This is a genomic window from Exiguobacterium sp. UBA7533 (assembly GCF_002479335.1).
Lineage (GTDB): Bacteria > Bacillota > Bacilli > Exiguobacteriales > Exiguobacteriaceae > Exiguobacterium_A.
In genome coordinates, this window is record NZ_DLMP01000005.1 from 356,303 (window position 1) to 381,715 (window position 25,413).

Genomic DNA, 25,413 nt, shown 5'->3' on the forward strand with positions numbered 1-25,413 from the left:
AGAAGACCGACCTTTCTTTCTCTATCTACTTGACTAAAGTCAATTTCTTCTATCAGTATCTTGAAGTCAAACAATTAGTCATTTGTATGAAATAATGCCCGTTGCTGACACAATCCAAACGCTTCCCGACCGTTCAATCGGTTAAGGATGTGTTTTCCAGCTGTTCTTGCGACTGACGTCGTCTTAATGCCCGCTCGGTCACGTCGTTATTCTTCCACCAAGCGACGAACAAACCGATTACCCCAACCAGACCGGTCACGAATCGTTCGACGTCATTCGATGACACCGGTAAAGCGGTAAATCCGAGCGTCGGTAAGAATAACTCTAGAAAGACATAGAGCGGTATCATGAGGCGGAGCCATGCTTGAAAACGAATCATGGTGACACCGGAAAGAGACGACGCCATGTTTGCGGTCCAACAATCCCGTCAACCACAAGTCGAGATGTCTGCTGGAACGCTTGGATGGCTCGCGTCAAACGTATATCAAAGATTCCTGTCACCATCAGACCCAATCGCTTCTCAATCGCTCGGACGAGTTCCGGTGCTTGAATTCGTTCGCGTAGATAGTGTCCTGGTTTTGGCACGTGATGCCGCGCAAGACTGACATGATCGTACAATTCAAAATGTGGATAATCGGGAAAACGGGACCAATCGCCTCCCCAGTCCATTCCGCGCCGTTTCATTGCCGCAACGATTCGACGAAGTCGCGCGTCCGGTGGAGAAAGAAATAATGCACCATCTTCGTAAAGGAAGACGTCAATTGCAACACCAAAATTATGGTTTGATTGTCCACCACGGGCTTGCGTCACGATCGGTCCTTGGGTCGTCCGTCCTTTTGCGTATAACGCGTTCTGTTCCGCAATGCTCCGAAAACTTTGGGCTATACCGAGTTTGATTCCATGCGGATAAAGCTCTTGAATCACGTCACGGGCAATCCGGACGACCGACGGATGCATGCCGGGAACGGTTAGTTTTTGATTCGCGCGTCGCAGTAATTCTTCTAGTTGCATCAGGCTCCCTCCCTAGTCAATGTATGTAATAAAGCAGCAATCTCGTCATCGTCAGGAATGACTTGTCGTTCCTGTTGTTTTGCCTCGTATGCGCGTTGTGCTTCTTTTTCACGTTCTACCCAATTCGGTAATTGAAATAATGAATTATTCCTTCTCGAACGTTTGGTTACTTGTTTCGGACGTTCTGACGCGGATCCGGTTGCAAGACGCTTAACGATCTGTTCGATATAACCGAAATGACGACTGTTCGCCCGCCCCGCTTCTTCAATTGCGTACTGGATTCGCTCGATTGGATGTTCGTTCGCAAGCAACAGCAACTCTTGTTCGATTCGTGGTGTCGCCTTTCCGAGATTCGACTCATACTGCTGCACCAGTTCCTTTTTTAAAGACGTCTTCTTCAAGACTTCTTCTTCGGAGTCAGCAGAAGTCTCGGGGGCAGTCGTCTCGTGACTCGCCGGGGATGGCGTATCGACATGGGGCAGGACACGATAAGCATTCGAGGTCTGTCCTCCGTGTTTCGTGAACCGTTCGACTTTCTCGATCCGACCACTTGCGATCAAGGACTGGATACACGACTTGACTGTCGATTTACTGCACGGAACAGCATCGGCAATCGTCTGATAGGACGGAAATGCTTGACCATCTTGACCACTGAAGCTTTCAAGGATCAGGTAGATCATTTTTTCATGGACGGACGCGAATGCCGTCCCGCTCCGTAAGAGCGTATGGGGAACCGGAAGATATGGAGCTTGCATGGTGATTCCTCCTTTCTAGGAAATATGACAGGAAGAAGTCGTGGATTGTTCGAAAAGAGTGAAGAAGATATTTTTTGAGAGGAGTGACAGGATGAACGAACTATTCACCTATTATCTACAAGAACTTGATCGCTATCAGCCGGAGGCGTTGATTCATCATCTCGACCATGACACGTGGTCGATTAGTCAAATGTATGATCATTTGATCGTCGTCAGTCATGAGTATTTGGATGAAGTCGAGTCGTGTCGGTTCGCATCCGTGACCACGTCCGGGAAGTCACCGTTCGGCGAACAGTTATTTGCTGTCGGTGCATTTCCGGCGACACCGATCCGGTTACCGGATGCGATGAACGCCCCACCGGATGAGACGGATCAGGTTGAACAAATAAGGACACGTTGGTTGCAACTGATTGATCGTCACGTAACGCTCGCAACGATTGCTCAGGCGACACCCGTTGATCAAAAGACGCAACACGGTGGGATGGGCTGGTTGAACGCTGCCGAGTGGTATGCCCTCGTCTCGTACCATCTCGCGCATCACCGGCATCAAAAACGACGACTCGACGCTGCGCTAGCCAATTGAACATGAAAAAGCGCTCTCCGCATGCGAAGAGCGCTTCGATTCATTTTAAGACATCCCAATTCGAAAAGTGTCGTGCCTCAAGATCGAGTTGTTGTTCCTCAATCCAGCGGAATGCTTCAAGTACGAGCGGTGACGCATTGTCGATTGAAACTTCACTCCCCTTGACCCAACGCGCACCGAGTGAGTCTTGTCCGACGAATTGCTCGGGAATGCCAAGCGTTCCACCGGTCTGTCGAACGAGATAAAAGACGGCGATATGATGGACTTCATCGAACTCCCGCCAGTCCCACGGGAGCTTGAAGTCAGCGACGCCGATCTGTCGTTCGAGTGCTACCTCAAGCCCTGTCTCTTCCGTAAACTCACGGCGCATCGCCGTAGCGAGCGTCTCCCCTTCTTCTAGGCTTCCTCCTGGTAAATCATAGCGATTGATATACGGTCCACCATTTTTATCGATGACGAGTAAGGCATCCTCTTTCATTAATAAGCCATAGACTCCAAATGCACGGTGACAACGAATCGTTTTCATTCATCATACCTCCCTTTACTTCTCTTTTACATTTTTTATTTTTTATCACAATGACACTTAAACATATTGATATCTAAAGAACGCGGTAATGCGGTTAGCTTTATATTAATCGTTACAAAATCAGTCTAAAGTCTAACGTAATATTTCGTATCTCATCATACACTTTACATGGATCACTAAATGAAAAGTCATATGGAAAGAAGGATTGCTACCATGAATCCCCCAAAGTTAAGTGTTTTTTTACTAAAGTCATGCCTATTTGTACTATCTCTTGGTCTACTGGGTTTAGCGGGCTACGCAATCCCTACATTGCTGAACGGAATCAAGAGTTCAATCATTTTTGAAAAACCAGGATATGTCGTATTGATCGTTGCTTATATTGCTCTTATACCGCTATTGGCTTCTATTTTTCACGGTTTCCGCATTTTGAGCGCTTTTACAAAAAGTCAGGACGCGGCTATTCGTATTTCTTCATCGTCGAATAGCATTAAAAAGGCATTCCTCGTGATTGCTGTTTTAGCGATTTCTATTCTTCCCGTATTCTTTTATATAGGTCAGATAGATGATGCTCCTGGATTAGTGCTTGTAGGAATAAGTATCGTCATCATCCCACTAGCCATCAGTGCCTTTTTTAATTGCATGCAATACATGATGAAGAAACATATTGTTACTTCATGAATGAATCGTTAACAGATGAACGAATGTCCCTTAAAACGGCTTGAATTTGGTACTTTACCGGACTCAAGCCGTTTGTTCGTTGTTTAAAGTACGCTTGGATCACAAACGAAGGTTCAGCGACTTCCATATTATTAAGTAGACGACGTTACTCTCACTACAGGATGTTTCATTGAACTACATCGGATTACTCTACTAAGACGAGACATACAGGAGGACCCCTAGCTTTAATGATAGAATCAAGAGAGTCAACGTATAGACCGACTCAAACGTCTTGCGACAAAAAGCGAACAGACTAAATGCGTGATATCGTGGTTTTTTTATTGGGTATCCTTTCCATCATTCATGTTCATGACGGTCGGGATGAAAGCATCTAAATAGCCGTCAAACGGAAACTGTTGCTGCGCGATCCGTTCTTGAAGGTTCAGCAATGACACACGGGTTCGTTCAATCAATTCGACCGGATAGTGATAGAGCCGTTGGTTCTCCATAAATTCGTCCTCGTCGACGACTTGCCACACTCCGTTTCGATAGACGAGATCAAGATCCAGATCGATGAACGATAATGTTTCATCTTGAAGGACTGACGGAAGACAGATATTGCAGTAATAGCTCATCTCTCCCGTCCGTTCTATATCGAGACCAACCGTGAAATCAGCTTCAAACGGATAGAATTCGAGACTATAGTTGTCGTATGTATAAACGGTTGCGCGACGATGATGATGAAGCGTCCGCCCTGGAATATTCGCGACGAGTAGATAGTCTTTTGTCTGCTTTAGGACATATCCATCCCACGAATAGTGCGGACGTCCGTCAAGTTTCCGTGCCTCAATCATAAGACGTTTTAATTTCACTTCATACCTCCCTTTTCCTGAAGCTCTCTTATTTTACCAAATACTTTCAATCGAGCAAGACTTTTCCTGAATCTTTAAAATTTTGAGTCTCTCTCGTTGACATCCTTTATTAAACTGCTATCGTGAAAGTATCATACTCAAGGATGTGGAACTCATGTTCATTGCCGAGTTGTTATTGAATGCCTGTATCGCCTTCACCGGCTTTTATTTGATCGCTAAAATCATCTATAGTCAACGCCTCGCATCGAGCAGAATGAAGTCCCTCATCGTTGGTCTTGCGACCGGACTACTCGGTGTGCTATTGATGTTTAAAGGAATTGCAGTCAATGAATCGTTACGGATGGACTTACGTCATTTACCGCTCGTCCTGCTCGCTTTTTATGGCGTTCGCTCGCCTCTCATCATCGCGACGCTGATCATCGGTTGTTCTCGATTTTACTTCGGCTGGACCCCGCAATCAATCGTCGCCTTTCTCGCAGTCCTCGGCATCAGCACCGGGATGTACTTCATTCATAAGCGGTTACTCCATCGACCGCTCTTGCAAAACCTGATCATGAACGTCTGGTCCTTGTTCATGATCTCGATCGCTGTCTCGATCAATCTCGGCTTCAGTGACGCCGCTCTTCGTTTACTTGCTTCAACGTGGACGATCGGACTTGCGGTTGGACTGTTATCGAGTCTCTTGACGATCGACTTTCAGTTGCTCAACGAACAGGTCCAGCGTTATAAACAATCAGCAGAACTCGATCACTTGACAGGACTGTACAATCGGCGTGTCTGGGACGAACGGACGACATTGCTTGAAGCAGAAGGACGCGTCTACAATGTGCTCGCGCTCGATATCGATCATTTCAAGCATGTCAACGATACGTACGGTCATGCGAACGGTGATCTCGTCTTGCAACAGTTTGCACGGATCTTGCAGGAAGAGACACGTCCGCATGATATCACTGCTCGAATTGGCGGCGAAGAATTCATGGTCCTCATCTATGATCTCACGCCTCCAAAAGTCACGAAAGTCGCTAACCGGATTCGAGAACGGATCGCGAACACACACTTTCAGCTCGACGGATCCCCGTCGATTGCCATCACGGCATCCGTCGGGATCGCTCACGGGAAACATATCGCCATTCAACGAATGAATATTCTTGCGGACGACGCATTATATGCCTCAAAGGAACAAGGACGAAATCGTGTCATTCTGTATGAAGCGGATGACGAGGCAGCCGTCACGACAAACGAACGGGAACCGGTTCGCTCATAAGAAAGGAGTACTCGCCTATGTTAGAGCGAATGAAACGCATCGCTAGACGGATGAAGCAACAATTATCAGTCCTCTCTTATGCAATCGAACATCCTCGTTTACCTCGTCATATCAAATGGGGAATCATCGCCTTAATCGCCTATACTGTCAGTCCGATCGACTTGATACCAGATTTTCTGCCTGTCATCGGTCTTCTCGACGATCTCTTACTCGTTCCACTCGGTATCTACTTCATCATCCGTTCGATTCCTAAAGAGATCTTGACACAAGCACAACGGCGACTTGAACAACAAGGAACTCGTTCCTTTCCATTGCTCCGACGTTATGGTCTAGCGTTCGTATTAGGTTGTTGGGGCATTGGTATCGGTCTTGTGATATGGTGGATAGTGTAAAAAAAATCAAATCCATCCACAAGGAGTAGTTCAATGAAAAATGAGTTTGAGTTCATGACAACGGCGGAAGCAATTCTATTCGTCAGTTCCTTTTTCATGTGGCTTTACATTGGTCGTCATTTCGTCATGATCACGACGTTCGACGACTTATTTTTGACGCAATCTTGGTGGTTACTACTTCCGGTCATCACCTTCATCCTATTCTTACGCTCGTTCGTCGTGCGGCGCTTGATTCTCCATCATAGTCAAGAAGATGAGGACTTGTCACGCGAAGCATAATCCATGCAAAAGAGGAGCTATCCGGCACCGGATAGCTCCTCTTTTTTTACGTTTGATCAATGCGACGAAACTGTAAGCCGCGTGCTTTCCAGTTCGGCAAGAGTTCACGAAGCGCTTCAATCGTCTGCACAGGTGCTTGTGGGTCCGCGCCGAACGTATCCCCGTTATCGTGGAGTAAGATGATATCTCCTTCTGACACATTCGATAGTAGCCTCTTGATTTTTACTGTCCCGCCTTCTACCTTCCAGTCTTCCGCCATCTTCGACCAGAGAATCATCTTGTAAGCGGTTGGACAGAGGACATCTCCGGCATTGAGTGCACCCCACGGTGGACGATAGACCGTCGGACGTTCACCGGTGATCCGTTCAATGATCATAGCCGTCCGCTCGATTCCTGCCCGGACCGTCGACGGTCGCATCGACCAGTTCGGTCGATGGACGTAATTGTGGATACCGAGTTGATGCCCTTCGTCGTGTATCCGGCGAATGAGGTCCGGATGTGCTTCTGCTTTATGACCAACGACAAAAAACGTCGCCTGAATGCCTTCTTGTTTTAAGAGATCGAGCAGTTCTGCCGTATAGACGGGATCTGGACCATCATCGAACGTCAAAGCGACGTATCGTGAGTTCAGTGATTTTGTCACGCGCCATCCAAAGACGCGTGACGCCACGTACGGGACGACCGTATAGGCGAGTGTCGCGAGAATTCCTGCTGTGATAAGACGTGAACGCATAGAAACTAACTCCCTTTTATTCATTTACTTTTCGGCGACGGTCTTGCAGGCAACCCGCAATCCGTTCCGCGAAGAACCGCTGATTGGCTGTGACGCGATCATTTTGATACTGCGTGACTGCTTGTTGCCAAGCATGCATGACGTCTGGGTTCTCAAGCGTCCGACGGATGACGTCCGTGAGTGTATCCGTTTGATCAAAGGAAAACGCGAGCCCTTTCTCCATCAAATACGTACGATTGATCTCTTCTTGTCCCGGTAGGACGTGCTGAATGAACAGCGGTACACGTTTTTCGAATGCTTCACTGACCGTCACGCCACCCGGTTTCGTGACGATCGCATCCATTCGTTCATACAGCTGATTCATCTCATCCCGTGAATCGATATAGGTGAGCGGATGGATATGTGGATGACGTCGCGAAGCTAGTCGTTTATACAATGTTTGGTTCTTCCCACATAAGACATGGAAATCTGCTTCTGGACATTGTTCGATCTGCGTCAGTAAGGTCTCGAGTTGACCTAGTCCACCGTTTCCGCCTGCGACAAGAATTTGTTTGCGTGACTGCGTCGAGCGAAAAATGGAACCGCCAGCGATTGCTGGATGGACGGGGATACCCGTCACGAACAAGCGCTCAATGGGTACAGCATGATGCTCGTGCAATTCTTGCCTTGCCTCACGATTCGGCAACAGATGATACTCGATATGCGTCTTTCCCCAGACGCGGCTGACGAATAAATCGGTATAGGCATTGATGACCGGTACGTCACAAAGGTTTCGTTCTTTTAATTGATTCAAGAGATAGGAGGGAAACGCATGTGTACAGATGATGACGTCCGGTTGTTCCGTCCGGATGATCCGTAACATCTGTTGTTGGAAATAATGCGACGTCCACCCTGTCGACCGGGCATTGCTCGAACGCCCGGCAATATGCTGATGATAAAAACGGCTATAGCCGTTTGAGAAGTGTCGGATCCAGTTCAGGTAAAACTTCGATGTCACCCATTCCGCAAATGGACTGATCGTACTGAGCAATTCTACTTCCTTGACTTCAACCCCTGGACCTTGCAGTCGTTCGGCGATCGCTTCGGCAACCAGATGATGACCGGATCGCATCCTTAAAAAAGGAAAGATCACTATTTTTTGCATCGTTTGTCCACTCCTTCAAACTGTTCCGACGATCCTTCAAAAAAGAAGTAACGTTTAGTCTTCTTTTCCCGCTTCGTTTTTCCCTGAAACGACGCGTTTCTCAAGTCGCTTCCGCTTGAGCCATTTCACGAGCACTCCGAGCAGGAACAATACGAGTAAGGCAAGTCCGAAATACGGTACGACTTCCGGCTTGATATGAAATGTCTTTCCTGCAAAGTGACCGAGTAAGACAAAGGGGACGACCCACAGCGCGGAACCGATTGCTGACACAAAGAAGTACCGACCGAAAGAAATCCGCTTCATGCCCGCAAAATACGGATTGATCTGCCGCACACCCGGAATGTAAAGACCGCCGATGATCGTTCGATTGATTCGTTCCATGTAGCCGTTTGACACCCGCTCCCAGCGTTCCTTCGTCAATCCGAGGAATCGACCGTATCGTAGGACAGTCGGTCCGAAGAAGCGACCTGCTCCATATGCCGTCAGCATACCGACGAACGTCCCAGCATACGCAGTCAAGATCGAATAGATTAAACGTTCTTCGTTTTGACCACTTAAGATGCCGATCAGGACGAGTAAGGATTCTTCCGGTGCTGGAATCCCGACGATGCCAAAAAATAAAAAAATAAAAATAACGCCGTATCCATAGGCATCGAGATACTGATTGACCGTATCCATGTTCATGTTGTCACGTCCTCTACTGCTGTCTTTCTGTACTGTTTCAACGTCTTCTGACTATGTATTCGTTCCTGTTGAAGCAATTCCTTTTTTAGAAAAATTAAAACCTGGTTCATTCGAAAATTGACCTGTTCTCGCATCTCTCCTCGTGACAATGCTCAGTCTGTAGGAGATGATGAATAGAGTAAAGTAGATCTCTATAGAAAGAAGGAGGATGACAATGAAAGAGACTGAAAAGCTGACGATTCAACCGCTATCGTTCGAGAGCATTCCATTCGTCAATCATGCCAACGATTCATTCCCGATCATCGGACGCATCGTTCCGCAGTTTTCTGGTACCGCATGGTCTTATACGGAAGAACTCTATGAAACCGCTACTGAAACCCGTTTCCCTGACGATCGACTCGATTGGGCGACGTATATCGAAAACGAGAATCGAATCGTCCTCCTCGCCTTTTCCGGCACTTCTTGTGTCGGACAGATTCGTCTTGTTCGTGACTGGAACCGTTTCGCCTACATCGAAAACATCGCGGTCAAACAAGCGTTTCGTAAACTAGGCGTCGGACACCAATTGCTTGTCGCTGCGTCAAAATGGGCACAGCAACGGGAGTTGAGTGGTCTGTCACTCGAAGCACAGGACGATAACTTGATTGCTTGCCGTTTTTACGAACGAGAAGGTTTCGTGCTCGGCGGTGTCGATAGTTTAAAACAATTCGCCAATCCACATATTGACCTGACATTGTATTGGTATAAACTATTTTGAACGTCAGTCGGAAAGGGCTTATCTCATGTTATCTATCGTAAAGAACAGTTTCATTTCCGCGATATTGTTCGCTTTCTTGTATGCACTCATTGCTGGGTTTGAGATGGGTGACCCAGCAATATACGGCACTTCCTTCACTGACTTCTTTATGATTGGTCTATTGTTTGCCGGTCCCGCCATTCTGATCGGTGCACTCTTAACAGAAGGGCTTCCGCGCCTGTTATTTCGTTCGGATATTTCATTTGCACAACGGGTCATCCTCAATCAAATCGTCGCGTTATTCGCAAGCATCGTCCTCTATCTGCTCATGCAACCAAATTCGTTTTCGCTCGTTCTCATCTTATTCTGTTCTGGTGTAGCGTTAATTTATTACATCGTCTCCGAGTCGGCGCGAAAGTATCCGTCATTCCTCCCCTATCTGTTCGGGTGGCTCGGTCGGACCGTCTTCAGCTTTTTTCTGTTTCTCCAATTGTTTGGCTCGATGACGATGATGGTTCCGTTTTTGTCTTACGCGGTGCAGCTCGTCAATGAACAGTTGGATGCTGTGATGCTATTATTCTTCAGCGATACCGTGATTGCTGACGCTCTGTTAGCTGTCCGTTTCAAGAAGCGTTCGCTACCGTGGAAGACGCATCTCTTCGTTCATCAAGGTACGGTCTTCGTGTTTGCCGGTGCGTTCATCTTGTTCAGTTCACTTCCCGCGCTATTTTTCATCGGAAACGTAGTCGCTGCCTTTTTATATGTGATGATCACCCGTCTATTCATCCTCATGAAGACTGGAAAGGAGGAACACCATGATCCGTCTGTCATTTCGACTATTGATGAGTAACTGGATTTTTCTGATGGTTTATCAACACCTTCCGTCATCACCACGTCTCATGCCCGATACGGACTATGAGTATTATCCAGGTGTCTTTGAGACCTTGCTGTCGTTTGTGATCGTCATCACGGTCGGTGGCATCCTGACCGACGCGATTCGTTACTTCCGCTTTCGCTCACGTCCACTACCTTGGATAACACACCTCCTCCTGAATCAAGGCATCGCTTTATTACTCGGTGGCGTACTGTTACTTGTATTCAAAGGTCTGTTTCAACCGATCTATTTTCAGGCAATCGCGAGTAGCGCCGCTTTCCTTTACTTTTTGATGACGCGTTTGACATTGTTATACAAGAAAGATCCAGCTGTTTGAAATCAGCCACTTTCTTACATTTTTGTTAGGTAAAACAAGAAGACCTACGCTTTATACTAAATGTATCGTTTAGTAAAAGGAGACATGCCGCATGTTTCGTCAAAAATCGCTTCTGTATTTACTCATTTTTTTGTCCTTCGGTTTAGCTTTCGATACGATCACAGGATCGTCTCTCGTTCCGTTCGTCGAACCTCTTCATCTCTTGATGACTTCTCTTGCGTTGACGATCACGACCGCCTGTTTGACACTGTTCTTTCTGCTTTACTACGGTCTTCGTCCGCATCTCGAATTACTGATCGTCCTCCCCTTTTTGATTTTGACGAGCGGCATCACGTTCTTCTTCGTCTTCTTGAGCGCAATGACTGTCATTTAACGTCACCAAAAAGCCCGTCTTCTTTAAGGAGACGGGTTTTGATCGGTCATATGTAGATCACGGTTTGGCATGAAGCTCTAGCAACGGATCGGTGTCACTCGGCCAATTGATTTGTCCTGCGTAATGATCCTCAATCGTCGCGACTGGTTCCGAACGTTCGAACCGAGACGGTTGCGTTGACGTCGTACAGACGATCAAGACAGCTAACAGACTGATGATACTAAAATATCGTCGCATCATGATGTATGCTCCTTTTGTCGTTTCTCTTCTCATTTTAAGCAAACTGCGCTGATTCGCCATCCGTCCTCCGCTGTATCTCGTACTCCGCCCATCATAAAAGACCGACTCCACGAGTCGGTCTGACATCATCATCCTTGTTCGCCAACGACGGAAAACCGTTCGTTGAGGTGTTGTCCCTTTTCAAGCTCATCCACTACAGCAATAGCGTAATCCGCGTAACTGATGTAGCTCTCCCCTTTTGCATTTAGAATCATCTGCTCACCGCCGACCGAATACGTTCCTGTTCGTTGACCGCTCGGATCAAAGAATCCAGCGGGGCTGAGATACGTCCACGTCACGTCTTGCTGTCCTTGTAGTTCGATCAGATTTTCCCCCATATTCGAGGCTGTCGGATAATACGCTTCCGGGAAATCAGGTGTTTCCATGACGCGTGTCGAATGACTCTCGTCAACGAATAGACTACCAGCACCACCGACGACGAATAGGCGCGTCGTACTACCTGCTAACAGATTGATCAAGTGACGCCCGACTTCGATATGTTTCGTCTCCTCACCGGGTGCTGCGTTAAACGCATTGACGATTGCGTCAAACTCGTTCAAGTCGTCTTTCGTCAGTGCGAGGACATCGCGCTCGAGAATCGTGACGTTAGCCGTCACTTTTGCCGCATTACGGACGATTGCTGTGACGTCATGCCCGCGCTCGATTGCTTCTTGTAGAATCAATTGCCCTGCTTTTCCTGTTGCACCGATAACTCCAATGTTCATGATGATTCCTCCTTTTGATATGTAACTACTTCGATTATATGTAACAAATATAGTTACAATTGAAGTGTTTGTCAACATTATTGTCTCTATTCCCCGTTTCTTGCCAAATGAACAATACGACGTATAATAAGAGAACACTGTTTTTAAGAAGGAGGGGTCATCCGTTGGCCATCAGTACACGTTTTTCCGTCGGCATCCACATTCTCTCGTTGATTGCGACCGACGAGAAAATGACATCCGACTTGATTGCGGGCAGCGTCAATACGAATCCGGTTGTCATCCGTAAAATCATGAGCATGCTTAAAAAAGCCAGTTTGATCGAAGTTCGTCCGGGTGTCGCCGGTGCGCGACTCGCCCGTCCATTGTCTAGCATCACGCTGCTTGACGTTTATCACGCTGTCGCTGTCGTACCGGACAAGGAATTGTTCGGCGTCCATGCAGCACCGAATCTAGACTGCCCGGTCGGACGAAACATCCAATCGACGGTCACGCCAATCTTCGAGCTTGCGCAATCCGCCCTTGAGAAAGTGCTGGCTCATGTCACGCTTGATGATATCGTCAATGAAATCGAACAAAAAGAAGCATCGTCCTCGAAAGGATGATGCTTCTTACTTTAGAAAAACCATTGGTATAGCAAATATCCTCCACCAAGGATTACGACGACTGCAAGCATCTCAAGTCCGCGCATTCCGTCGTTTTGTCCACGAGGTACGGCACTACCAAGACCTTGATCAACACCATCGCGTAGATGATCGAGTGTTTGTTTCTTTTCTTGTTTGTAGCGAGACAATCGAATAACCCCCTTTTTACATATTGTACCATTATGTCCTTCTCTTGTATGATGATATTAGTTGATTAAATAAAGAGTTCATCATCAGCTGTTGATGTTGAAATAGCGAGTTTCAAAAAACGGAATGAGTAAGATTGATTTGTTAATCGATAATCGTGTCCTTCCCTTCTGCTCGTAACCGCTGAAGCGATGCTTTCATCGTCTCAATCTCTTCGTCCGTATGCCGTTCCCACGTTCCGAGTTCAGCGATGATCTTCACAGGTTCAGTCGAACGATACGACCTGGTCGGATTGCCTGGAAATCGTTTGTTCGTCAAATTCGGATCATCTTCATACGCTCCGAGCGGCTCGACGAGGTAGATGTGCTCTGGAGCGTCAGATTGTGCGAGCTCCGCGCCCCACTTCGCTGCATCGAGCGTTGCCGTGAAATAAATATGTTGAAGCGGATGTTCTCGAAAATTCGATGCATGTCCCGGCTTTAATTCGTCACCGATTTGAAGTGTCGCTTTCGTACCATGGAAAAATGGACCTTCGACTGTTTTCATATACACGCCTCCTGACTTGATACATTCAGTATAGACAGTAGATTCATCGAGATGTAGTCTGTTTCAAAACGAAATTTCAAGGTATACTTATAGCAAAAGAAGACAAATTTGTCGTCAGATTGTAACTCGTTTTTCATCTACCCGTCAGGCATGATGGGATTAGTCATTTTATATAGGAGGTCATCCGTTTAACGTGAAGTTCTTTAAAGCTTTAGCGAAAACCGAAGAGGCTGTCTGGATTCCAGAAGCCGAGTGGCAAACCGTTTGTAAGCAAGAAGGATTGACAGTGCCGAATCATCCACAAGAACAAATCGTTGGGCTTGCATATAATAATCAACGCCAGATTGTTGAGGTCACTCGAAACTTACGTCTCCCTTCACTAAGTTATTACGTTACGATTCTTGAACCACCGAATAGTCGATCGCTTGTCTCGAAACGATCCTATTTGACCGTTCTTTATGAAGGTACGAAACAGACGGAAAATACAGAATATGGTACGTTTTCTTTAATTGAAATCAATGTCAGAGAAGAAGGTCTTGGCGAACGCGGTTTGTTGCTCGAGGCTTTGATTCAAGACATTGTGAAAAAATTCAAGTCTTTTGTCATTCGTGGCGACTATGCGACGATCACCTTACAAGGACGCGTCTCTAAGAAGTGCTTTACGAAATATGGATTCCAATTGAAGGATTCGTATCTCACGTTATCAAGCGGTATACTTCCTGATCGGATTTGATTCGATCAGGATTTTTTTATAGGTATATCGAAATAATGGAAAGTGATGGTTTTTCGCTCAAACTAGTAGCACGAGATATTTTTAATATGGTATGGTGAAACTAGTTCAACAGCAGTACATTCTATATTTAAGAGGTTCTCCATGACAACAACTACAGAGACATATCCAATGGCATGCTGGCATACAATTGCGACCTATCATAATCAACAAATCAAGCGCGTCAACGCTTTCTTAAAACACTGGGATCTGTCCCATACGAATCTGGAAGTATTACGTTGCTTACACACGACCTCATGCACGAGTCAGAAGGAAATCGCCGAACGGATCCAAGTGACCGATGGCACGATTTCACACGGAATCAAACGACTGTTCGACCGGCAACTGATCACGCGTCAACGGAAATGGAAGACGAACTATCTTCTGCTGACGGAAAAAGGAACAGCCATCCTACAAGAAGTGGTGCCCGCCTACGAACGTTTTCAACAAGAACAATTCGCCGCTTTGACGGCTCGACAACAAGAAGAATTGATCCGTTTCTTCGATAAGCTCAACCCTGCGTGACGAAAGAGGAGGAAAAAATATGACCTTCACATTCGAATCCTCGATGCAGCACTGGAACGCCATTCAGCGACTCCATGGCCGTTATTCGAAAGAAGTCAACGATGTGTTGAAACCAAAAGGACTCTCGAAGTCCCAATTCGATTTATTGATGACCTTGTATCACCAAGAAAGTGCGACGCAAAAATCACTTGAACGAACGCTTGAACTCTCAAGTGGCGCCATTTCACAAACGGTCAAGAAATTACTTGCTGAACATCTCGTCATCCGGAAACGGATCAATCGAGAAAAGCGGGTTTTGTTGACAGAACAGGGAACGAAGTTGATCCAAACGTCCGCTCCTGAAATCGAGGAAATCGATGATCGTTATTTCCGCGCCTTTACATCAAAGGACCACGAAACGTTTGATCAATTGCTGCATAAGATGCAGAGCGATCATTTTTAAATACTTCTAGTCGCTAAAACTTTGCAAGTCCTTCTCTCTTCTGCACGGTACAGGAGAGAGAAGGACTCTTTTTGTTATTCATTGGTAACATCATGTCGCGCGATTTTTTAATCTGACTCAGATATTTGCCATTCCTCTCGAGTCCACCATGCGATCAAGCTCGCCATTAATAAGATGCTTGCCCAGTAAATCAAGAAGGTATTGCCGTTAAAGTATTGACTGTTCATATAGGGCGAAGGCATCGACGTAATACTCGTTAAATAGTCCCCATCAATCGTTCCACGATCTGCAATGACTTGTTGTTTGACCAACACTTGATACTGGCTGAACTGTTCGATTTGATAAAAGATGCCACACACAATATAGATCATCGTGCTAAATGATAAACCAATCAAGGATAAAAAACGTAACTGCGCTTCTCTTATCCATTTCAACATCAGAACGATCCCAATCGGAAAAAGTAACAGAAGTAACAGAAGCGGAAGAAACCCTAGATTCCCATTTCCACTAATTTGTTGTGGATATATTTGCGTCGAGCGACCCAAGGATACAAGAAGTCCACTAAAGACACTCAATGCTACTATCAATCGGTCTATCTTCACGATTCTCATCCAATCGTTCCCTCCTTTAAAAAATGTTCGTGATCAATATGATTACCTTCATTATACAATAAGGGGATATTTGAAATTTCCTTTTTCAGGAATAAAGGGTATGCATTATCTGATTTCGATTATCTATCGATTTCATTTTTCAATCAATCATGCTTGCAGGATACCGCTCGCATCGATCTCTCCCGCATAAATCGAAACCGGGACGTAAACGAGCGAAGCAAATAGTAAGTGCAGACTAATCGAACGTTGTCTATCAGAAAAATTCAAGATTCTTCCTTCTCTTTTGTAAATTTTTCTCGATATTCTGACGCCGTCGCGTAATAATAGATGAAAAGGAGTGGTCTGACCATGCTATTACGTCATATGACACATCGGCATCATATGAAATCCATCGTGTCACGCGGAGGATTATCGCCGGCATTCCAAGTCGACGCACCAAAAGGCTGGATCGCGTTTGAAGTCGATCCTCCAAGCGAAGCGTACCAAATGCACTTTCATCAATTAAAGAGTGAGTGGCAAGATGGAGATATCGTCACCCTCGAATTCGACGGGGAGAGAATGCAAGCAGCAGGTTTTGAAATTCTGCACTCGAATGAAGGTTTCCGCAATCAAGATGCAGAGAGATTAGGGGTATCCATCAAGGAAATTGGCTCGTTTGCATTCATTCATAATTTCGTCTCACTTGATTATCTAATCGAGTCTTCACGCGAGAAAATCTCAGAGTATTATTGATTTAGAAGAGAACCTGTTATCTTTTTTTAAAGATAAGGTAATTACGATACTTTAATACACCTTTAGGGTATCGTTGGTTGTATAGAATAAATATTTACTAAGTAAATCATTTTATTGTAATTATCTTTCAGAAACCATTCGAGAGGAACACGAACATGTGGAATACATTGAATCATCTCATCCTCAACGTCGCTTTAACCTTTTTCTTCGTGCTCATCTCTCTATTCTTTTTTAAGCGGTTTCAATTCCGAAATACGCTCGACAGTTGGCTGAAAAAAAATCTGTTAGTGCTAATTCTTGCAACCGGTGCAGGCTACTGGGTCATTCACAATGCCATCACCTATGAGGGATTTCGTTTCGATTTGTCGATTACTTTAATCGTCATCGCCTTCATCTATGGAGGCATCAGTAGCGGCTTCATTACGACGCTCGTCTTCGCTTCCCTTCAAACGTTTGTTTTTCATTCCAATCATGCATTTTGGCTTGTCGGTACGTATCTAATCGTCAGCATCGTTGTCTTATACTTACAAAATGAAGCACCGGATCGCTTTATCTCGTTTCCGGTCATCTTCACGATTGCACTCATTCTTTGTTTACCATTCGTTCAACATGTTCGTCCGAATGACGTGACGGCGATGACGGTATTTCTCGTCGGAAACGGCTGTGCCGGTCTCCTGCTACACAGTATTCTGCATCAAGTCCGCTGGCACTTCCATCAAGTCCGGATGCATCGGCGTCTCGCCTTGACGGATATGTTGACGGGACTTGATAATAGGCGCCATTTAGAAGAGACGGTCCAACGATATAGATCACAACAGATGAACTTTTCAATCATGATCATCGATGTCGATCATTTCAAACAGGTCAATGATACATACGGTCATGATCGAGGGGATCATATCTTACGACAAATCAGTGCCTTGCTTACGTCCTATTGTCCCCCTTCTTGTGTGCTCGGGCGATTCGGCGGTGAAGAATTCATGATGCTGTTACCGGAATATTCATTGCCTGAGACGCGTCGAATCGCGGAACAAATTTGTATAGCTAGTGCCACGCGAACGTATGAGTTATCAGCGACGGAACCGATACAAGTGACGTTATCGATTGGTGTGTCTCGCCAAACCCATCAACCGTCTGAGAGCTATAATTTTCTGCAGACAATCCAGCAGGCAGACGCCGCTCTCTATCAAGCGAAAAAGAGTGGTCGGAATTGTGTCTTTCATCATGACCCGTTACGATAAAAAAGTGAAATCCCCCCTCGTGTAACGCGAAGGGGGATTTCGATATGAAAAGGAGGAACGAGCATGGAGATCACGGACGTCTTACGGTTCACTAATCGCGAGGACTTTAGACAGTGGTTATCAGAACACGCGGAACATAAGTCGTTTTGTTGGGTAATCCTCAGTCGAAAACAGACAAGAGAAGGTTTACTCTATCTTGATGCCGTCGAGGAGGCACTTTGTTTCGGCTGGATTGATGGAATTGTGAAGAAGACAACGGACGGTGAACTGGCGCAACGGTTCACCCCGCGTCGAAAGAACAGTAACTGGACCGAACTAAATAAGGAACGGGTCCGTCGCTTAGAGCGCCTCGGCTTGATGCAACCGTCCGGACGACAGGTTCTACCAGACATGCGTGCGGATGCGTTCGTCATCGATGACACCATCCAGGCGCGTCTACAAGAAGACCCAATCGTCCATGAACAGTTTAATGACTTCCCGGAGCTCTATCGATGCATCCGGATTGATACGATTCAAAGTGTACGTAAGGATCCCGCTCTCTATGAAAAACGTCTGCAAACGTTGATTGAAAAAACGAAACTGAATCAGATGTACGGTCAATGGAATGACGGAGGTCGTCTTTTACTCGAAGATGTTCCGGAGACGGAATCAGAGGCTGATCGGTCAGACCGCTAAGAAAATCTCTTCTAACGATTGGCGTTCAATCTGCACCTCGTAGACTTTGACGTCTTGTTTCGCAAGCATGACGAGTAACTCTGGAATATCCTCTTCCGTCGATAAATCAAGCCGTGTACAATCATCAGCTTGCGACAAAAGCCGAGCGTATGCTGGTAGATGCGATGGCGCTAATCGCGGAACAGTCCGAATACGGATTTGAATTTCCTGCCTCATCGCTTCTTGTAAGGACGCAACGGTTCCATAGCGGACGATTCTTCCCTCCGCCATGATGGCAACACGGTCACATATCTTTTCGATTTCATTCAAGTTATGCGAGGTCAAGAAGATCGTTTTTCCTTCCGCTTTTAATGCAAGCAACAATCGCTGGATATCGATCGCCGATTCTGGATCAAGACCGGACGTCGGTTCATCTAAAAAGAGTAATTCCGGATTTCCGGTGAGCGCTTGCGCGATACTGATCTTTTTCTTCATCCCGAACGAAAAGCTCCCGATTTTTTGTCGCTCCGTCCCGCTTAATCCGACCTGTTCAAGCAATCTTCCAATTTCTTGCTTCGTGATGCGAACTCCTGATAATCCTGCCATGTAGTTAAGAAATGCACGTGCCGTCATATCATGATACAGATTTGATGTATCCGGCATGACCCCGATCCGTTGTTTGATGGCATCTAGTCGATTAGCGGATTCACCGAGAAGTGCGACGGTTCCGCCTGTCGCTTGTGTAATCCCGGTCATAATCTGAATGAACGTCGATTTCCCAGCACCATTACGACCTAAAAAACCAAAGATTTCTCCTCGCTCGACGGTCAAATCCACCTCTCGTAAGACTTCCTTCGCACCGAACAATTTCTTCAATCCTTTTACTTCAATCGCTTTCATATTACAAATCCTTTCGCTTTAACGTGAGACAGGAGACCGTCAAAAACAACCCACTCCATAAAACAGGTAACAGTAATAACGTTCCAGACATGATGACGGCATGGTACGGCAAGATGTATTGAAACGGTACCAGATACCATTTTTCTGAGAACGCTGACCAAAGACCGATGATCGGTACGACGATCCCGAGAAAAATACCGAGGAACATCGTCAAACCAGGCTTCGCAATCATCGTTGATAAAAAGATGTTGAAACTGGTGATATATAGGATGACGATCAGAACCGTTAGATAATCCATCCAGAACCATTGCTGCGCGTAGAGCGAGACAATGAGGAAATTGATCGTTAGCGTCGCGCACCAGAACAACAATGAACCGAGAAACTTCTCCAAAACGATTCGCAGACGCGACGTCTTCGTGACCAGTAAACGAATCGTCCGCGTCTCGATTTCACGATTAATGATATCGTGTGATAATGCAGCCACGAATAGAAAACCGAAGAACAGGATGAAGAACTTAATACTTGAAGTATAAGCAGACGGTTGATTAACACCAGCAAGCAGTTCCGGATGCCTCGTCAAATACGATGCTGTGAAGACAGACGTGATCGTCAGAAAAAGAATCAATAGAATCGCTTTGATGCTTTTGAAGCTGCTCGTGAATTCTTGTTTTACGATTGGAAACATGACGGACTCCTTTGAACTTATTTTGATTAACGCAAGCGTTCTTTTGTTTTCGTGACAAAGACACCGAGTCCATATAAGGTAACGGCTGTTAAGAACATCGTGATGATGGTTTCCATGTGAATTCTCCTCTATGTAAATGACGTGTCATCTTACTCTACGCTACTTCTTAAAGAAAGTTTCCTTATTTTTCAATTTCCAACATTCTCCTCATGGTACAGTAAAAGAAAAAAGGAGGAGGCAAATGAAACGTTATACAATCACCTGTCAGCAACAATCCGTCCACATTACGGAATGGGGAAACGAACAGCTTCCGATGATCGTCTGCTTCCATGGACTCGGCAGTACGAGTCTCAGCTTCATCGAAATCGCCGAAGCGCTCGCGGACGAATTCCGTCTGATTGCGATTGATTTACCCGGTCACGGCAAAACACCAGCTTTCTCAGATCCCCAACACTATCGAATGAAACCCTTCACGGACTGGATCGACGAAGTCTTACACATCCTTGATATCAAGCGGTTCTATGCCTTGTCGCACTCGTGGGGCAGTGTTCTCTCGCTTTATTATTTGATTGAACATGCGGACCGTGTGCTCGGCACGATCCTGATTGACGGCGGCTATCATAGTAAACGGCTGTACGGGAAGTCAGTCGGAGAGGAGGTCGCTTTTTACGAACGTGATTTCGAGGATTCCGTTTCAACATGGGACGAATTTTTAAACATTGCCGTTTATGCCCCAAACGCTCGTCGTTCTCCCTCACTTGATCAAGCGGGAGTCGATCTCATTCGAATGGAGGAAGGACGATTCCACTGGCATGCGCGCGGTACGACGGCCGCTGCGATCATACGTGCGCTTCACCATGATGATGTCCTTGATTTTCTCCCGGATGTTCCACTAACAAACATTCAGTTGTACGTCGCAACGTTACCTCCAGATCAAGCACCCATCCGTCAGCAGGCGACGAATCTATTACATGAGATGACGCAAGCAACCATTCACCATGTGCCGGGTACAGGACATATGTTGCACTGGGATCGTCCCGATGTCATCATCGAGGCGGTTCGGCATCATTGGTCGTTCGATAAACAAGATTTGATCAATAATGCTAGAATAGAATAATTTATACGTGAAAGGTCGATGAACCATGAAAAAATTTCGCGGTAAACGCCGTTATTTTAAAAATCTAGAACTTGAGTTCAAAAGCTTCTCTTCTCCTTCCTATATCGATATAGACGATTGGTTTAACGACTGGCATGTACACCCTGACTTTTATGGGCACGGCAACGCGAGTCTTCGTATTCGAAAAGCCCATCTTCGGATTGCGTTGGGCGCTTTGCAGGACATGCGGCAACACCTAGCGAAAAAACAGATTGAACATCAGATATATATGACGATTGCCCTCGAAGATGCTTCACAAGACGCACTGCATGTCCACACGTCGAATCCATACAGGACTCCTTTCCCACTCGAGCAGGTTCAGTCTTTCCCTCTTTCTTTACATGTTCCGACCTGGGTAACGGAACTCTTTCCGAGCAACCGTTATACGTTTCATGAATCACAAGAGGAATTTGTTGACTATACGGAAGATGAGCCTGTCAGCTCAATCGTCACGCTTTTTTACATCTTGCCTAATTCTTAAATGGATACGACTACGAGCCACCCTTTCTTTAACAAGAATAGGATAGCTCGTTTTGTTCGTTTTCTCTTATGATAGCAAGATGACCTTGCCGAATTTACGGGCTTGTTTGACGTATGCTTGAACTTCTCGTGCTTCAGCGAGCGGAAACGTTCGATCGATGACGAACGGAATCGTCTTCGTTCGAACCGACTTCTTGTCTGTAAAGTCATGGGAAACGGACTCTCGAAATTTAAGAAAGGAATAGCCTTTCTTTTGAAAGACACCTCCGCTTGCTTTGTTTTATTTTGATAAAATAAATAAAAACAAATGGAGGTGCCTCATGAAACGTGGCTTAGTATTGGTCGTCCTATTGATTCTAGTCGTGTGCATCATCGTTTTCGAACCATTCCGTGGCGCACCACCGAACCCTGAAGTTAAGGCGAACGGAAAGGATGTTCCGACCGTTCAAGGGTCTTATTGCTGGGACAGCTTACTCCGCAGTCAATGTGGTGATAAAGTTTATCGCGATGGACTCGATATGGCAAAAGAACAAAAACCGGTTAATGTCTCTTCCGGATCAGTCGTCCGTGTCGAATTATCCGGCAATCCAGAACAAGTTAAGCTAACACAATGGCACGAACAGAAAAAAAAATCTCGTGTTGTATTAAAAGATGATCAGTTCAACGCCCCAACAGAACCCGGTCTCTATGCGTATGAATTAAATTCGCGCTGGAAACAAGGAGATGGACAATTCGGATTCTTACTGAAAGTGCAGTAAATACAATAACCCCACTGTCGTCTCATGACTTCAGTGGGGTTTGCTGTCATCCGGTTTGACGATACAGTTGCAAGATTCCGAGGACAGTCAAGATGAGATGGCCGGTTCCGATGAACAGAAAGACCGGGCGAATCAATTGATCCTTCGGTTGTCGCGTGATACCTTCGAAGAAACAACTGACGATGAAGCCGAGAACGAGGATTCCACCATACATGAATAGGAACGAGACGAGAAGACCGACGGGACTTGAGTGCGTTAGTGAAGGTGCTAGCCACAAGATACTACCAATGAATACGGCAAGCATGAGGGTACCCAGTACGATCCCGATAAGTGGATGGATCGTGTTCAGTCGCCGGATCACATCATGATGTTTGACAAGACGCTCCACTACTGTCATCGCTGACAGACAGGTCAGTAAAAATAAGATTAAGAAATAGATTGCTTGCTCGATCGGATGGAACGTCGTAAAAAAGACAGCTCCGCTAAGAACCAGGAGTGGAGATATGAAAAAAATCAAACGTTTCACTTTTTTCCCACCTTTCATACACCTTTCTTGAAAGTGAACACATAACTAAGACAATGTAACATATAGCACGTTACATATTTTACCACTTTTATAATTTTTTCAAATTTTGATACCTATGTACTTTTTTCAACAATTGTAAAAAAATGATAAAAATTCTTTACGATTTCATTTGGCATATGCTAGGATGAGACAAATCATATGAATCAAACGCATTGAAGAGAACAGTACGTCATCTCGGCTTTTCCTAGAGAGCTCCGATTGGTGGGAAGGAGCAAAAGTCATTGACCGAACCAAGCCTCTGAGCAGCACGGTGGAACCGAATCGGGGATATCGTGACGGGTGCTCCCGTTATCGAGCTCAGGTATTTGCCGTTTAAAAGCGGTCGTACCGATGAAGGCGGTACCGGTGACGGTTTCGCGAACAGGGGTGGCACCACGACACGCACAGTCTCGTCCCCAAGACCAACGTCTTGGAGGTGGGATTTTTTTATTGGCTTAAAACACAATTAAAAAAGGAGTGTGTCATATGTCGAATTGGAAATACCCTGGATTGCTGTTACTTGGTGTCGGTGTCTCGAACATTGGAGCTTGGGTCTACTTCATCGCCTTGAATTTAATCGTCCTCGAACGAACGGGATCGGCGTTCGCCGTCTCCGTTCTCTATATCCTGTTACCGATCTCCGCGCTGTTGACGAGTCTTTGGTCCGGCAGTGTCGTCGATCGAATCAATCAACGTCGCTTACTCGTAATGCTTGACGTCGGGCGCGCCGCGCTCGTCTTTTCACTGACATTGATCGATTCATTGTATGTTCTCTATGCGCTCGTCTTCATCCTGAACATCGGTAACACGCTATTTGAGACATCCTCATTGATCTACATGACGAAGCTCGTGCCAGAGACTAGTCGCCAACGGTTCAATGCATTAAAGAATTTCATTCAGTCGGCCGGTTTCATTCTCGGACCGTCAATTGCCGGGTTCTTATTTTTGGTCGGTTCCCCAGAAACAGCAATCGTATTGAACGCGGGAGCACTGTTGTGTTCTGCTACTTTATTGTCCGTCTTGCCTGACGTCCGCTTGGCGGCGACTACAGCAGTCCCCTTTTCACTCCGAGTGATTCTTAAGGACTGGAAAGAAACCTTTCAGTTTGCACGAACGCGGCGCTATATCACGCTCGTCTATGCCTTCTATGCGTTAATGATCGTCCTGATGAGCGGTCTCGATTCGCTTGAAGCCTCGTTTGCGACGATCGTTTTGCAGATGGATGAGAGTACGTATGGATTCCTCGTCAGTATCGCCGGAATCGGCATCATCTGTGGTTCCGCGGTCAATGCAACCTTTACGCATCGCTTGTCGCTCCGGTTCTTGATCCAGTTTGGGGCACTGATGACGCCTGTCGGTTACTTGATCTTTGCCTCGGCGACGTCATTCTTGATTGCAGCGATTGGCTTTTTCTTGCTAAGTTTTGCCCTTGCATTCGCAAACACTGGCTTCATGACGTTTGCTCAAACACACATTCCGGTCGAATTGATGGGACGGTTCCTCAGTAGCATCCACGTTGTACAATCGACTGGTGTCATTCTACTGACTGCCTTGATCGGTCTATATGCCGAGACCTCGATCCGGTTGACGTATACCGTTGCTTCAGTTGGCTTCCTCCTAATTGGTGTATTGATCGTCTTCATCGTGCAAGACCGAACGAAACGTCAATATTTTACGACCGAAACCGATGAAACGATTAAACTTTCGTCATGAGAAGGAAAGGAAGATATTCATGCAGTTGACTGGAGAACGAATTTTTCTACGCCAGATTGAAGTGACGGACGCGCACGTCTTATTCGAACAAACACAAAATGAGACATTACGTTACCTGACCGGAACGACAGCGACGTTTTCGCTCGAACAGATTGAATAGCATATTCTCTCGATTCAAGCTGATGCGACGCGTCATGATTTTGCAATTTGCCTGACGTCGGGTGAGATGATTGGCGAGTGTTCGATTCTTGATATCGATTTGGATTCAGGAATCGCTGGCTTTTGGATTTCACTGCGTGCCCTCCCCTGGACCGGTCAAGGATACGGGACAGAGGCAATCGCGTGTATCTTTCGATTTTGTTTCGAAGAACTTCAGCTGGGTCAACTTGAACTCGAAGTGTTTTCGCACAATGCACGAGCAATTGCGGCTTATAAGAAAGCCGGTTTTCAAATCATTGAAATGATTCCTGATGCTTTATTGTACGATGGCGTTTCGTTTGACGAAATCATCATGCGGAAACGGAATCCACGCGTTGTTTAAAGAGTCAATCCTGATGTAGCACCTCCTCCGTGAGGTGCTATTTCTATTTCCTTAAAATTAATATCCATAATTAACAGATTTTT

General features: G+C 45.9%; 38 protein-coding genes and 1 other annotated feature. Of the genes, 22 read left to right on the top strand and 16 right to left on the bottom strand.

Going from position 1 to position 25,413, the window contains the following annotated elements; all coding sequences use genetic code 11:
• Positions 1-133: 133 nt before the first annotated feature.
• Genes B2U10_RS09370 through B2U10_RS09380 form a run of 3 tightly spaced genes read right to left on the bottom strand, consistent with a single transcriptional unit; the run spans position 134 to position 1,766 of the window.
• Positions 134-379, bottom strand: a complete 246-nt coding sequence (locus B2U10_RS09370) for a phage holin (protein WP_290750129.1) — start codon at positions 377-379, stop codon at positions 134-136.
• Positions 376-1,011: a M15 family metallopeptidase gene (locus B2U10_RS09375; protein ID WP_290750126.1), complete on the bottom strand. Its 636-nt coding sequence runs from the start codon at positions 1,009-1,011 to the stop codon at positions 376-378. The genes B2U10_RS09370 and B2U10_RS09375 overlap by 4 nt, the downstream gene beginning before the upstream one ends.
• A complete protein-coding gene (locus B2U10_RS09380; protein ID WP_290787040.1) occupies positions 1,011-1,766 on the bottom strand; it encodes a helix-turn-helix domain-containing protein in 756 nt (251 codons plus the stop codon). The genes B2U10_RS09375 and B2U10_RS09380 overlap by 1 nt, the downstream gene beginning before the upstream one ends.
• 91 nt (positions 1,767-1,857) lie before the next feature.
• Here B2U10_RS09380 and B2U10_RS09385 point away from each other — a divergent pair, with 91 nt between their 5' ends.
• The gene (locus B2U10_RS09385) at positions 1,858-2,349 is read left to right on the top strand and encodes a DinB family protein (RefSeq protein WP_290787043.1); all 492 of its coding nucleotides are present in this window, start codon (positions 1,858-1,860) and stop codon (positions 2,347-2,349) included.
• A 40-nt stretch (positions 2,350-2,389) separates the two neighbouring features.
• On the opposite strand, the gene B2U10_RS09390 is transcribed toward B2U10_RS09385, so the two are convergent.
• Entirely contained in the window at positions 2,390-2,875 is a 486-nt protein-coding gene (locus tag B2U10_RS09390) for an NUDIX hydrolase (protein WP_290774548.1), read from the bottom strand.
• A gap of 213 nt (positions 2,876-3,088) precedes the next feature.
• Between B2U10_RS09390 and B2U10_RS09395 the strand changes: the two genes are divergently transcribed.
• Positions 3,089-3,553 (top strand): hypothetical protein, encoded by a 465-nt coding sequence (locus B2U10_RS09395; RefSeq protein WP_290787046.1) that lies wholly within the window; start codon positions 3,089-3,091, stop codon positions 3,551-3,553.
• A gap of 317 nt (positions 3,554-3,870) precedes the next feature.
• On the opposite strand, the gene B2U10_RS09400 is transcribed toward B2U10_RS09395, so the two are convergent.
• Positions 3,871-4,404 (bottom strand): DUF402 domain-containing protein, encoded by a 534-nt coding sequence (locus B2U10_RS09400; RefSeq protein WP_290787049.1) that lies wholly within the window; start codon positions 4,402-4,404, stop codon positions 3,871-3,873.
• Positions 4,405-4,558: 154 nt separating this feature from the next.
• On the opposite strand from B2U10_RS09400, the gene B2U10_RS09405 reads away from it, so the two are divergent.
• Genes B2U10_RS09405 through B2U10_RS09415 form a run of 3 tightly spaced genes read left to right on the top strand, consistent with a single transcriptional unit; the run spans position 4,559 to position 6,339 of the window.
• Positions 4,559-5,668 (top strand): GGDEF domain-containing protein, encoded by a 1,110-nt coding sequence (locus B2U10_RS09405; protein WP_056061157.1) that lies wholly within the window; start codon positions 4,559-4,561, stop codon positions 5,666-5,668.
• A 17-nt stretch (positions 5,669-5,685) separates the two neighbouring features.
• Positions 5,686-6,060 carry a YkvA family protein gene (locus B2U10_RS15560; RefSeq protein ID WP_035408175.1) on the top strand — a complete coding sequence of 125 codons (375 nt, stop codon included), beginning with the start codon at positions 5,686-5,688 and terminating at the stop codon, positions 6,058-6,060.
• 33 nt (positions 6,061-6,093) lie between these two features.
• Complete coding sequence (locus tag B2U10_RS09415; RefSeq protein ID WP_035408177.1) at positions 6,094-6,339, top strand: hypothetical protein; 246 nt, start codon at positions 6,094-6,096, stop codon at positions 6,337-6,339.
• A 46-nt stretch (positions 6,340-6,385) separates the two neighbouring features.
• Here B2U10_RS09415 and B2U10_RS09420 read toward each other — a convergent pair whose 3' ends face one another.
• Genes B2U10_RS09420 through B2U10_RS09430 form a run of 3 tightly spaced genes read right to left on the bottom strand, consistent with a single transcriptional unit; the run spans position 6,386 to position 8,900 of the window.
• Entirely contained in the window at positions 6,386-7,072 is a 687-nt protein-coding gene (locus B2U10_RS09420; RefSeq protein ID WP_290750106.1) for a polysaccharide deacetylase family protein, read from the bottom strand.
• Positions 7,073-7,088: 16 nt separating this feature from the next.
• Positions 7,089-8,216, bottom strand: coding sequence for an MGDG synthase family glycosyltransferase (locus B2U10_RS09425; RefSeq protein ID WP_290787052.1), 1,128 nt, complete (start codon positions 8,214-8,216; stop codon positions 7,089-7,091).
• 54 nt (positions 8,217-8,270) lie between these two features.
• Positions 8,271-8,900 carry a DedA family protein gene (locus B2U10_RS09430; protein WP_035408181.1) on the bottom strand — a complete coding sequence of 210 codons (630 nt, stop codon included), beginning with the start codon at positions 8,898-8,900 and terminating at the stop codon, positions 8,271-8,273.
• 214 nt (positions 8,901-9,114) lie between these two features.
• Between B2U10_RS09430 and B2U10_RS09435 the strand changes: the two genes are divergently transcribed.
• The 4 genes from B2U10_RS09435 to B2U10_RS09450 all read left to right on the top strand — a co-directional run bounded on the left by B2U10_RS09435 (position 9,115) and on the right by B2U10_RS09450 (position 11,220).
• On the top strand, positions 9,115-9,657 hold the full coding sequence (locus B2U10_RS09435) for a GNAT family N-acetyltransferase (protein ID WP_290787055.1): 543 nt from the start codon (positions 9,115-9,117) through the stop codon (positions 9,655-9,657).
• Between the two features lie 25 nt (positions 9,658-9,682).
• On the top strand, positions 9,683-10,486 hold the full coding sequence (locus B2U10_RS09440; protein WP_290787058.1) for a hypothetical protein: 804 nt from the start codon (positions 9,683-9,685) through the stop codon (positions 10,484-10,486).
• Positions 10,452-10,847: a hypothetical protein gene (locus B2U10_RS09445; RefSeq protein WP_290787063.1), complete on the top strand. Its 396-nt coding sequence runs from the start codon at positions 10,452-10,454 to the stop codon at positions 10,845-10,847. Before B2U10_RS09440 ends, B2U10_RS09445 begins: the two co-directional genes overlap by 35 nt.
• Before the next feature lie 91 nt (positions 10,848-10,938).
• On the top strand, positions 10,939-11,220 hold the full coding sequence (locus B2U10_RS09450) for a hypothetical protein (RefSeq protein ID WP_056061134.1): 282 nt from the start codon (positions 10,939-10,941) through the stop codon (positions 11,218-11,220).
• Positions 11,221-11,277: 57 nt separating this feature from the next.
• On the opposite strand, the gene B2U10_RS09455 is transcribed toward B2U10_RS09450, so the two are convergent.
• Together B2U10_RS09455 and B2U10_RS09460 are read right to left on the bottom strand one after the other, a co-directional pair.
• Positions 11,278-11,460 (bottom strand): hypothetical protein, encoded by a 183-nt coding sequence (locus tag B2U10_RS09455; protein ID WP_035408191.1) that lies wholly within the window; start codon positions 11,458-11,460, stop codon positions 11,278-11,280.
• A 128-nt stretch (positions 11,461-11,588) separates the two neighbouring features.
• Positions 11,589-12,224, bottom strand: a complete 636-nt coding sequence (locus tag B2U10_RS09460) for an NAD(P)-dependent oxidoreductase (protein ID WP_290787066.1) — start codon at positions 12,222-12,224, stop codon at positions 11,589-11,591.
• Between the two features lie 164 nt (positions 12,225-12,388).
• On the opposite strand from B2U10_RS09460, the gene B2U10_RS09465 reads away from it, so the two are divergent.
• Entirely contained in the window at positions 12,389-12,826 is a 438-nt protein-coding gene (locus B2U10_RS09465; RefSeq protein WP_290787070.1) for an Rrf2 family transcriptional regulator, read from the top strand.
• Between the two features lie 11 nt (positions 12,827-12,837).
• On the opposite strand, the gene B2U10_RS09470 is transcribed toward B2U10_RS09465, so the two are convergent.
• Both B2U10_RS09470 and arr read right to left on the bottom strand, forming a co-directional pair.
• Positions 12,838-13,014: a hypothetical protein gene (locus B2U10_RS09470; protein WP_155960154.1), complete on the bottom strand. Its 177-nt coding sequence runs from the start codon at positions 13,012-13,014 to the stop codon at positions 12,838-12,840.
• Positions 13,015-13,156: 142 nt separating this feature from the next.
• Positions 13,157-13,558: an NAD(+)--rifampin ADP-ribosyltransferase gene (gene arr, locus B2U10_RS09475; protein ID WP_035408197.1), complete on the bottom strand. Its 402-nt coding sequence runs from the start codon at positions 13,556-13,558 to the stop codon at positions 13,157-13,159.
• A gap of 193 nt (positions 13,559-13,751) precedes the next feature.
• On the opposite strand from arr, the gene B2U10_RS09480 reads away from it, so the two are divergent.
• The 3 genes from B2U10_RS09480 to B2U10_RS09490 all read left to right on the top strand — a co-directional run bounded on the left by B2U10_RS09480 (position 13,752) and on the right by B2U10_RS09490 (position 15,294).
• Positions 13,752-14,291: a hypothetical protein gene (locus tag B2U10_RS09480; RefSeq protein ID WP_290787074.1), complete on the top strand. Its 540-nt coding sequence runs from the start codon at positions 13,752-13,754 to the stop codon at positions 14,289-14,291.
• A 141-nt stretch (positions 14,292-14,432) separates the two neighbouring features.
• The gene (locus B2U10_RS09485) at positions 14,433-14,852 is read left to right on the top strand and encodes a MarR family winged helix-turn-helix transcriptional regulator (RefSeq protein ID WP_052019029.1); all 420 of its coding nucleotides are present in this window, start codon (positions 14,433-14,435) and stop codon (positions 14,850-14,852) included.
• A 19-nt stretch (positions 14,853-14,871) separates the two neighbouring features.
• Positions 14,872-15,294 (top strand): MarR family winged helix-turn-helix transcriptional regulator, encoded by a 423-nt coding sequence (locus tag B2U10_RS09490; protein WP_035408199.1) that lies wholly within the window; start codon positions 14,872-14,874, stop codon positions 15,292-15,294.
• Positions 15,295-15,401: 107 nt separating this feature from the next.
• On the opposite strand, the gene B2U10_RS09495 is transcribed toward B2U10_RS09490, so the two are convergent.
• Positions 15,402-15,905, bottom strand: coding sequence for a hypothetical protein (locus B2U10_RS09495; RefSeq protein WP_290787077.1), 504 nt, complete (start codon positions 15,903-15,905; stop codon positions 15,402-15,404).
• Between the two features lie 348 nt (positions 15,906-16,253).
• Between B2U10_RS09495 and B2U10_RS09500 the strand changes: the two genes are divergently transcribed.
• From B2U10_RS09500 to B2U10_RS09510, 3 genes are all read left to right on the top strand, one after another.
• Positions 16,254-16,637 carry a hypothetical protein gene (locus B2U10_RS09500; protein WP_290750063.1) on the top strand — a complete coding sequence of 128 codons (384 nt, stop codon included), beginning with the start codon at positions 16,254-16,256 and terminating at the stop codon, positions 16,635-16,637.
• Positions 16,638-16,792: 155 nt separating this feature from the next.
• Complete coding sequence (locus B2U10_RS09505; protein ID WP_290787080.1) at positions 16,793-17,878, top strand: GGDEF domain-containing protein; 1,086 nt, start codon at positions 16,793-16,795, stop codon at positions 17,876-17,878.
• 63 nt (positions 17,879-17,941) lie between these two features.
• Complete coding sequence (locus B2U10_RS09510) at positions 17,942-18,553, top strand: YdeI/OmpD-associated family protein (RefSeq protein ID WP_290787084.1); 612 nt, start codon at positions 17,942-17,944, stop codon at positions 18,551-18,553.
• Here B2U10_RS09510 and B2U10_RS09515 read toward each other — a convergent pair.
• Positions 18,542-19,432, bottom strand: a complete 891-nt coding sequence (locus B2U10_RS09515; RefSeq protein WP_290787087.1) for an ABC transporter ATP-binding protein — start codon at positions 19,430-19,432, stop codon at positions 18,542-18,544. The genes B2U10_RS09510 and B2U10_RS09515 overlap by 12 nt on opposite strands.
• Position 19,433: 1 nt before the next feature.
• Positions 19,434-20,117 carry an ABC transporter permease gene (locus B2U10_RS09520; RefSeq protein WP_290787090.1) on the bottom strand — a complete coding sequence of 228 codons (684 nt, stop codon included), beginning with the start codon at positions 20,115-20,117 and terminating at the stop codon, positions 19,434-19,436.
• Between the two features lie 241 nt (positions 20,118-20,358).
• On the opposite strand from B2U10_RS09520, the gene B2U10_RS09525 reads away from it, so the two are divergent.
• The 3 genes from B2U10_RS09525 to B2U10_RS09540 all read left to right on the top strand — a co-directional run bounded on the left by B2U10_RS09525 (position 20,359) and on the right by B2U10_RS09540 (position 22,511).
• Positions 20,359-21,234, top strand: coding sequence for an alpha/beta fold hydrolase (locus B2U10_RS09525; protein WP_290787093.1), 876 nt, complete (start codon positions 20,359-20,361; stop codon positions 21,232-21,234).
• 25 nt (positions 21,235-21,259) lie between these two features.
• Complete coding sequence (locus B2U10_RS09530) at positions 21,260-21,754, top strand: hypothetical protein (RefSeq protein ID WP_290787096.1); 495 nt, start codon at positions 21,260-21,262, stop codon at positions 21,752-21,754.
• A gap of 319 nt (positions 21,755-22,073) precedes the next feature.
• Positions 22,074-22,511 (top strand): hypothetical protein, encoded by a 438-nt coding sequence (locus tag B2U10_RS09540; RefSeq protein WP_290787099.1) that lies wholly within the window; start codon positions 22,074-22,076, stop codon positions 22,509-22,511.
• Between the two features lie 46 nt (positions 22,512-22,557).
• Here the strand turns inward: B2U10_RS09540 and B2U10_RS09545 are convergent, their stop codons facing one another.
• A complete protein-coding gene (locus B2U10_RS09545; protein ID WP_290787103.1) occupies positions 22,558-23,037 on the bottom strand; it encodes a hypothetical protein in 480 nt (159 codons plus the stop codon).
• Between the two features lie 203 nt (positions 23,038-23,240).
• Positions 23,241-23,497 (top strand) — a binding site (T-box leader).
• Between the two features lie 65 nt (positions 23,498-23,562).
• Here B2U10_RS09545 and B2U10_RS09550 point away from each other — a divergent pair.
• From B2U10_RS09550 to B2U10_RS09560, 3 genes are read left to right on the top strand one after another with little or no spacing between them, the layout of a single operon-like run.
• Positions 23,563-24,789, top strand: a complete 1,227-nt coding sequence (locus tag B2U10_RS09550) for an MFS transporter (protein ID WP_290787106.1) — start codon at positions 23,563-23,565, stop codon at positions 24,787-24,789.
• Positions 24,790-24,808: 19 nt separating this feature from the next.
• Positions 24,809-24,949, top strand: a complete 141-nt coding sequence (locus tag B2U10_RS09555; protein WP_290787109.1) for a hypothetical protein — start codon at positions 24,809-24,811, stop codon at positions 24,947-24,949.
• A gap of 3 nt (positions 24,950-24,952) precedes the next feature.
• A complete protein-coding gene (locus B2U10_RS09560) occupies positions 24,953-25,330 on the top strand; it encodes a GNAT family N-acetyltransferase (RefSeq protein ID WP_414655323.1) in 378 nt (125 codons plus the stop codon).
• Positions 25,331-25,413: the final 83 nt, after the last annotated feature.

Excerpts from the sequence above, each read along its gene's own strand:
- B2U10_RS09370 (WP_290750129.1), bottom strand. The coding sequence starts at position 379 with ATGATTCGTTTTCAAGCATGGCTCCGCCTCATGATACCGCTCTATGTC.
- B2U10_RS09375 (WP_290750126.1), bottom strand. The coding sequence starts at position 1,011 with ATGCAACTAGAAGAATTACTGCGACGCGCGAATCAAAAACTAACCGTT.
- B2U10_RS09380 (WP_290787040.1), bottom strand. The coding sequence starts at position 1,766 with ATGCAAGCTCCATATCTTCCGGTTCCCCATACGCTCTTACGGAGCGGG.
- B2U10_RS09385 (WP_290787043.1), top strand. The coding sequence starts at position 1,858 with ATGAACGAACTATTCACCTATTATCTACAAGAACTTGATCGCTATCAG.
- B2U10_RS09390 (WP_290774548.1), bottom strand. The coding sequence starts at position 2,875 with ATGAAAACGATTCGTTGTCACCGTGCATTTGGAGTCTATGGCTTATTA.
- B2U10_RS09395 (WP_290787046.1), top strand. The coding sequence starts at position 3,089 with ATGAATCCCCCAAAGTTAAGTGTTTTTTTACTAAAGTCATGCCTATTT.
- B2U10_RS09405 (WP_056061157.1), top strand. The coding sequence starts at position 4,559 with ATGTTCATTGCCGAGTTGTTATTGAATGCCTGTATCGCCTTCACCGGC.
- B2U10_RS15560 (WP_035408175.1), top strand. The coding sequence starts at position 5,686 with ATGTTAGAGCGAATGAAACGCATCGCTAGACGGATGAAGCAACAATTA.
- B2U10_RS09415 (WP_035408177.1), top strand. The coding sequence starts at position 6,094 with ATGAAAAATGAGTTTGAGTTCATGACAACGGCGGAAGCAATTCTATTC.
- B2U10_RS09420 (WP_290750106.1), bottom strand. The coding sequence starts at position 7,072 with ATGCGTTCACGTCTTATCACAGCAGGAATTCTCGCGACACTCGCCTAT.
- B2U10_RS09425 (WP_290787052.1), bottom strand. The coding sequence starts at position 8,216 with ATGCAAAAAATAGTGATCTTTCCTTTTTTAAGGATGCGATCCGGTCAT.
- B2U10_RS09430 (WP_035408181.1), bottom strand. The coding sequence starts at position 8,900 with ATGAACATGGATACGGTCAATCAGTATCTCGATGCCTATGGATACGGC.
- B2U10_RS09435 (WP_290787055.1), top strand. The coding sequence starts at position 9,115 with ATGAAAGAGACTGAAAAGCTGACGATTCAACCGCTATCGTTCGAGAGC.
- B2U10_RS09440 (WP_290787058.1), top strand. The coding sequence starts at position 9,683 with ATGTTATCTATCGTAAAGAACAGTTTCATTTCCGCGATATTGTTCGCT.
- B2U10_RS09445 (WP_290787063.1), top strand. The coding sequence starts at position 10,452 with ATGATCCGTCTGTCATTTCGACTATTGATGAGTAACTGGATTTTTCTG.
- B2U10_RS09450 (WP_056061134.1), top strand. The coding sequence starts at position 10,939 with ATGTTTCGTCAAAAATCGCTTCTGTATTTACTCATTTTTTTGTCCTTC.
- B2U10_RS09455 (WP_035408191.1), bottom strand. The coding sequence starts at position 11,460 with ATGATGCGACGATATTTTAGTATCATCAGTCTGTTAGCTGTCTTGATC.
- B2U10_RS09460 (WP_290787066.1), bottom strand. The coding sequence starts at position 12,224 with ATGAACATTGGAGTTATCGGTGCAACAGGAAAAGCAGGGCAATTGATT.
- arr (WP_035408197.1), bottom strand. The coding sequence starts at position 13,558 with ATGAAAACAGTCGAAGGTCCATTTTTCCATGGTACGAAAGCGACACTT.
- B2U10_RS09485 (WP_052019029.1), top strand. The coding sequence starts at position 14,433 with ATGACAACAACTACAGAGACATATCCAATGGCATGCTGGCATACAATT.
- B2U10_RS09490 (WP_035408199.1), top strand. The coding sequence starts at position 14,872 with ATGACCTTCACATTCGAATCCTCGATGCAGCACTGGAACGCCATTCAG.
- B2U10_RS09495 (WP_290787077.1), bottom strand. The coding sequence starts at position 15,905 with ATGAGAATCGTGAAGATAGACCGATTGATAGTAGCATTGAGTGTCTTT.
- B2U10_RS09500 (WP_290750063.1), top strand. The coding sequence starts at position 16,254 with ATGCTATTACGTCATATGACACATCGGCATCATATGAAATCCATCGTG.
- B2U10_RS09505 (WP_290787080.1), top strand. The coding sequence starts at position 16,793 with ATGTGGAATACATTGAATCATCTCATCCTCAACGTCGCTTTAACCTTT.
- B2U10_RS09510 (WP_290787084.1), top strand. The coding sequence starts at position 17,942 with ATGGAGATCACGGACGTCTTACGGTTCACTAATCGCGAGGACTTTAGA.
- B2U10_RS09515 (WP_290787087.1), bottom strand. The coding sequence starts at position 19,432 with ATGAAAGCGATTGAAGTAAAAGGATTGAAGAAATTGTTCGGTGCGAAG.
- B2U10_RS09520 (WP_290787090.1), bottom strand. The coding sequence starts at position 20,117 with ATGTTTCCAATCGTAAAACAAGAATTCACGAGCAGCTTCAAAAGCATC.
- B2U10_RS09525 (WP_290787093.1), top strand. The coding sequence starts at position 20,359 with ATGAAACGTTATACAATCACCTGTCAGCAACAATCCGTCCACATTACG.
- B2U10_RS09530 (WP_290787096.1), top strand. The coding sequence starts at position 21,260 with ATGAAAAAATTTCGCGGTAAACGCCGTTATTTTAAAAATCTAGAACTT.
- B2U10_RS09540 (WP_290787099.1), top strand. The coding sequence starts at position 22,074 with ATGAAACGTGGCTTAGTATTGGTCGTCCTATTGATTCTAGTCGTGTGC.
- B2U10_RS09550 (WP_290787106.1), top strand. The coding sequence starts at position 23,563 with ATGTCGAATTGGAAATACCCTGGATTGCTGTTACTTGGTGTCGGTGTC.
- B2U10_RS09555 (WP_290787109.1), top strand. The coding sequence starts at position 24,809 with ATGCAGTTGACTGGAGAACGAATTTTTCTACGCCAGATTGAAGTGACG.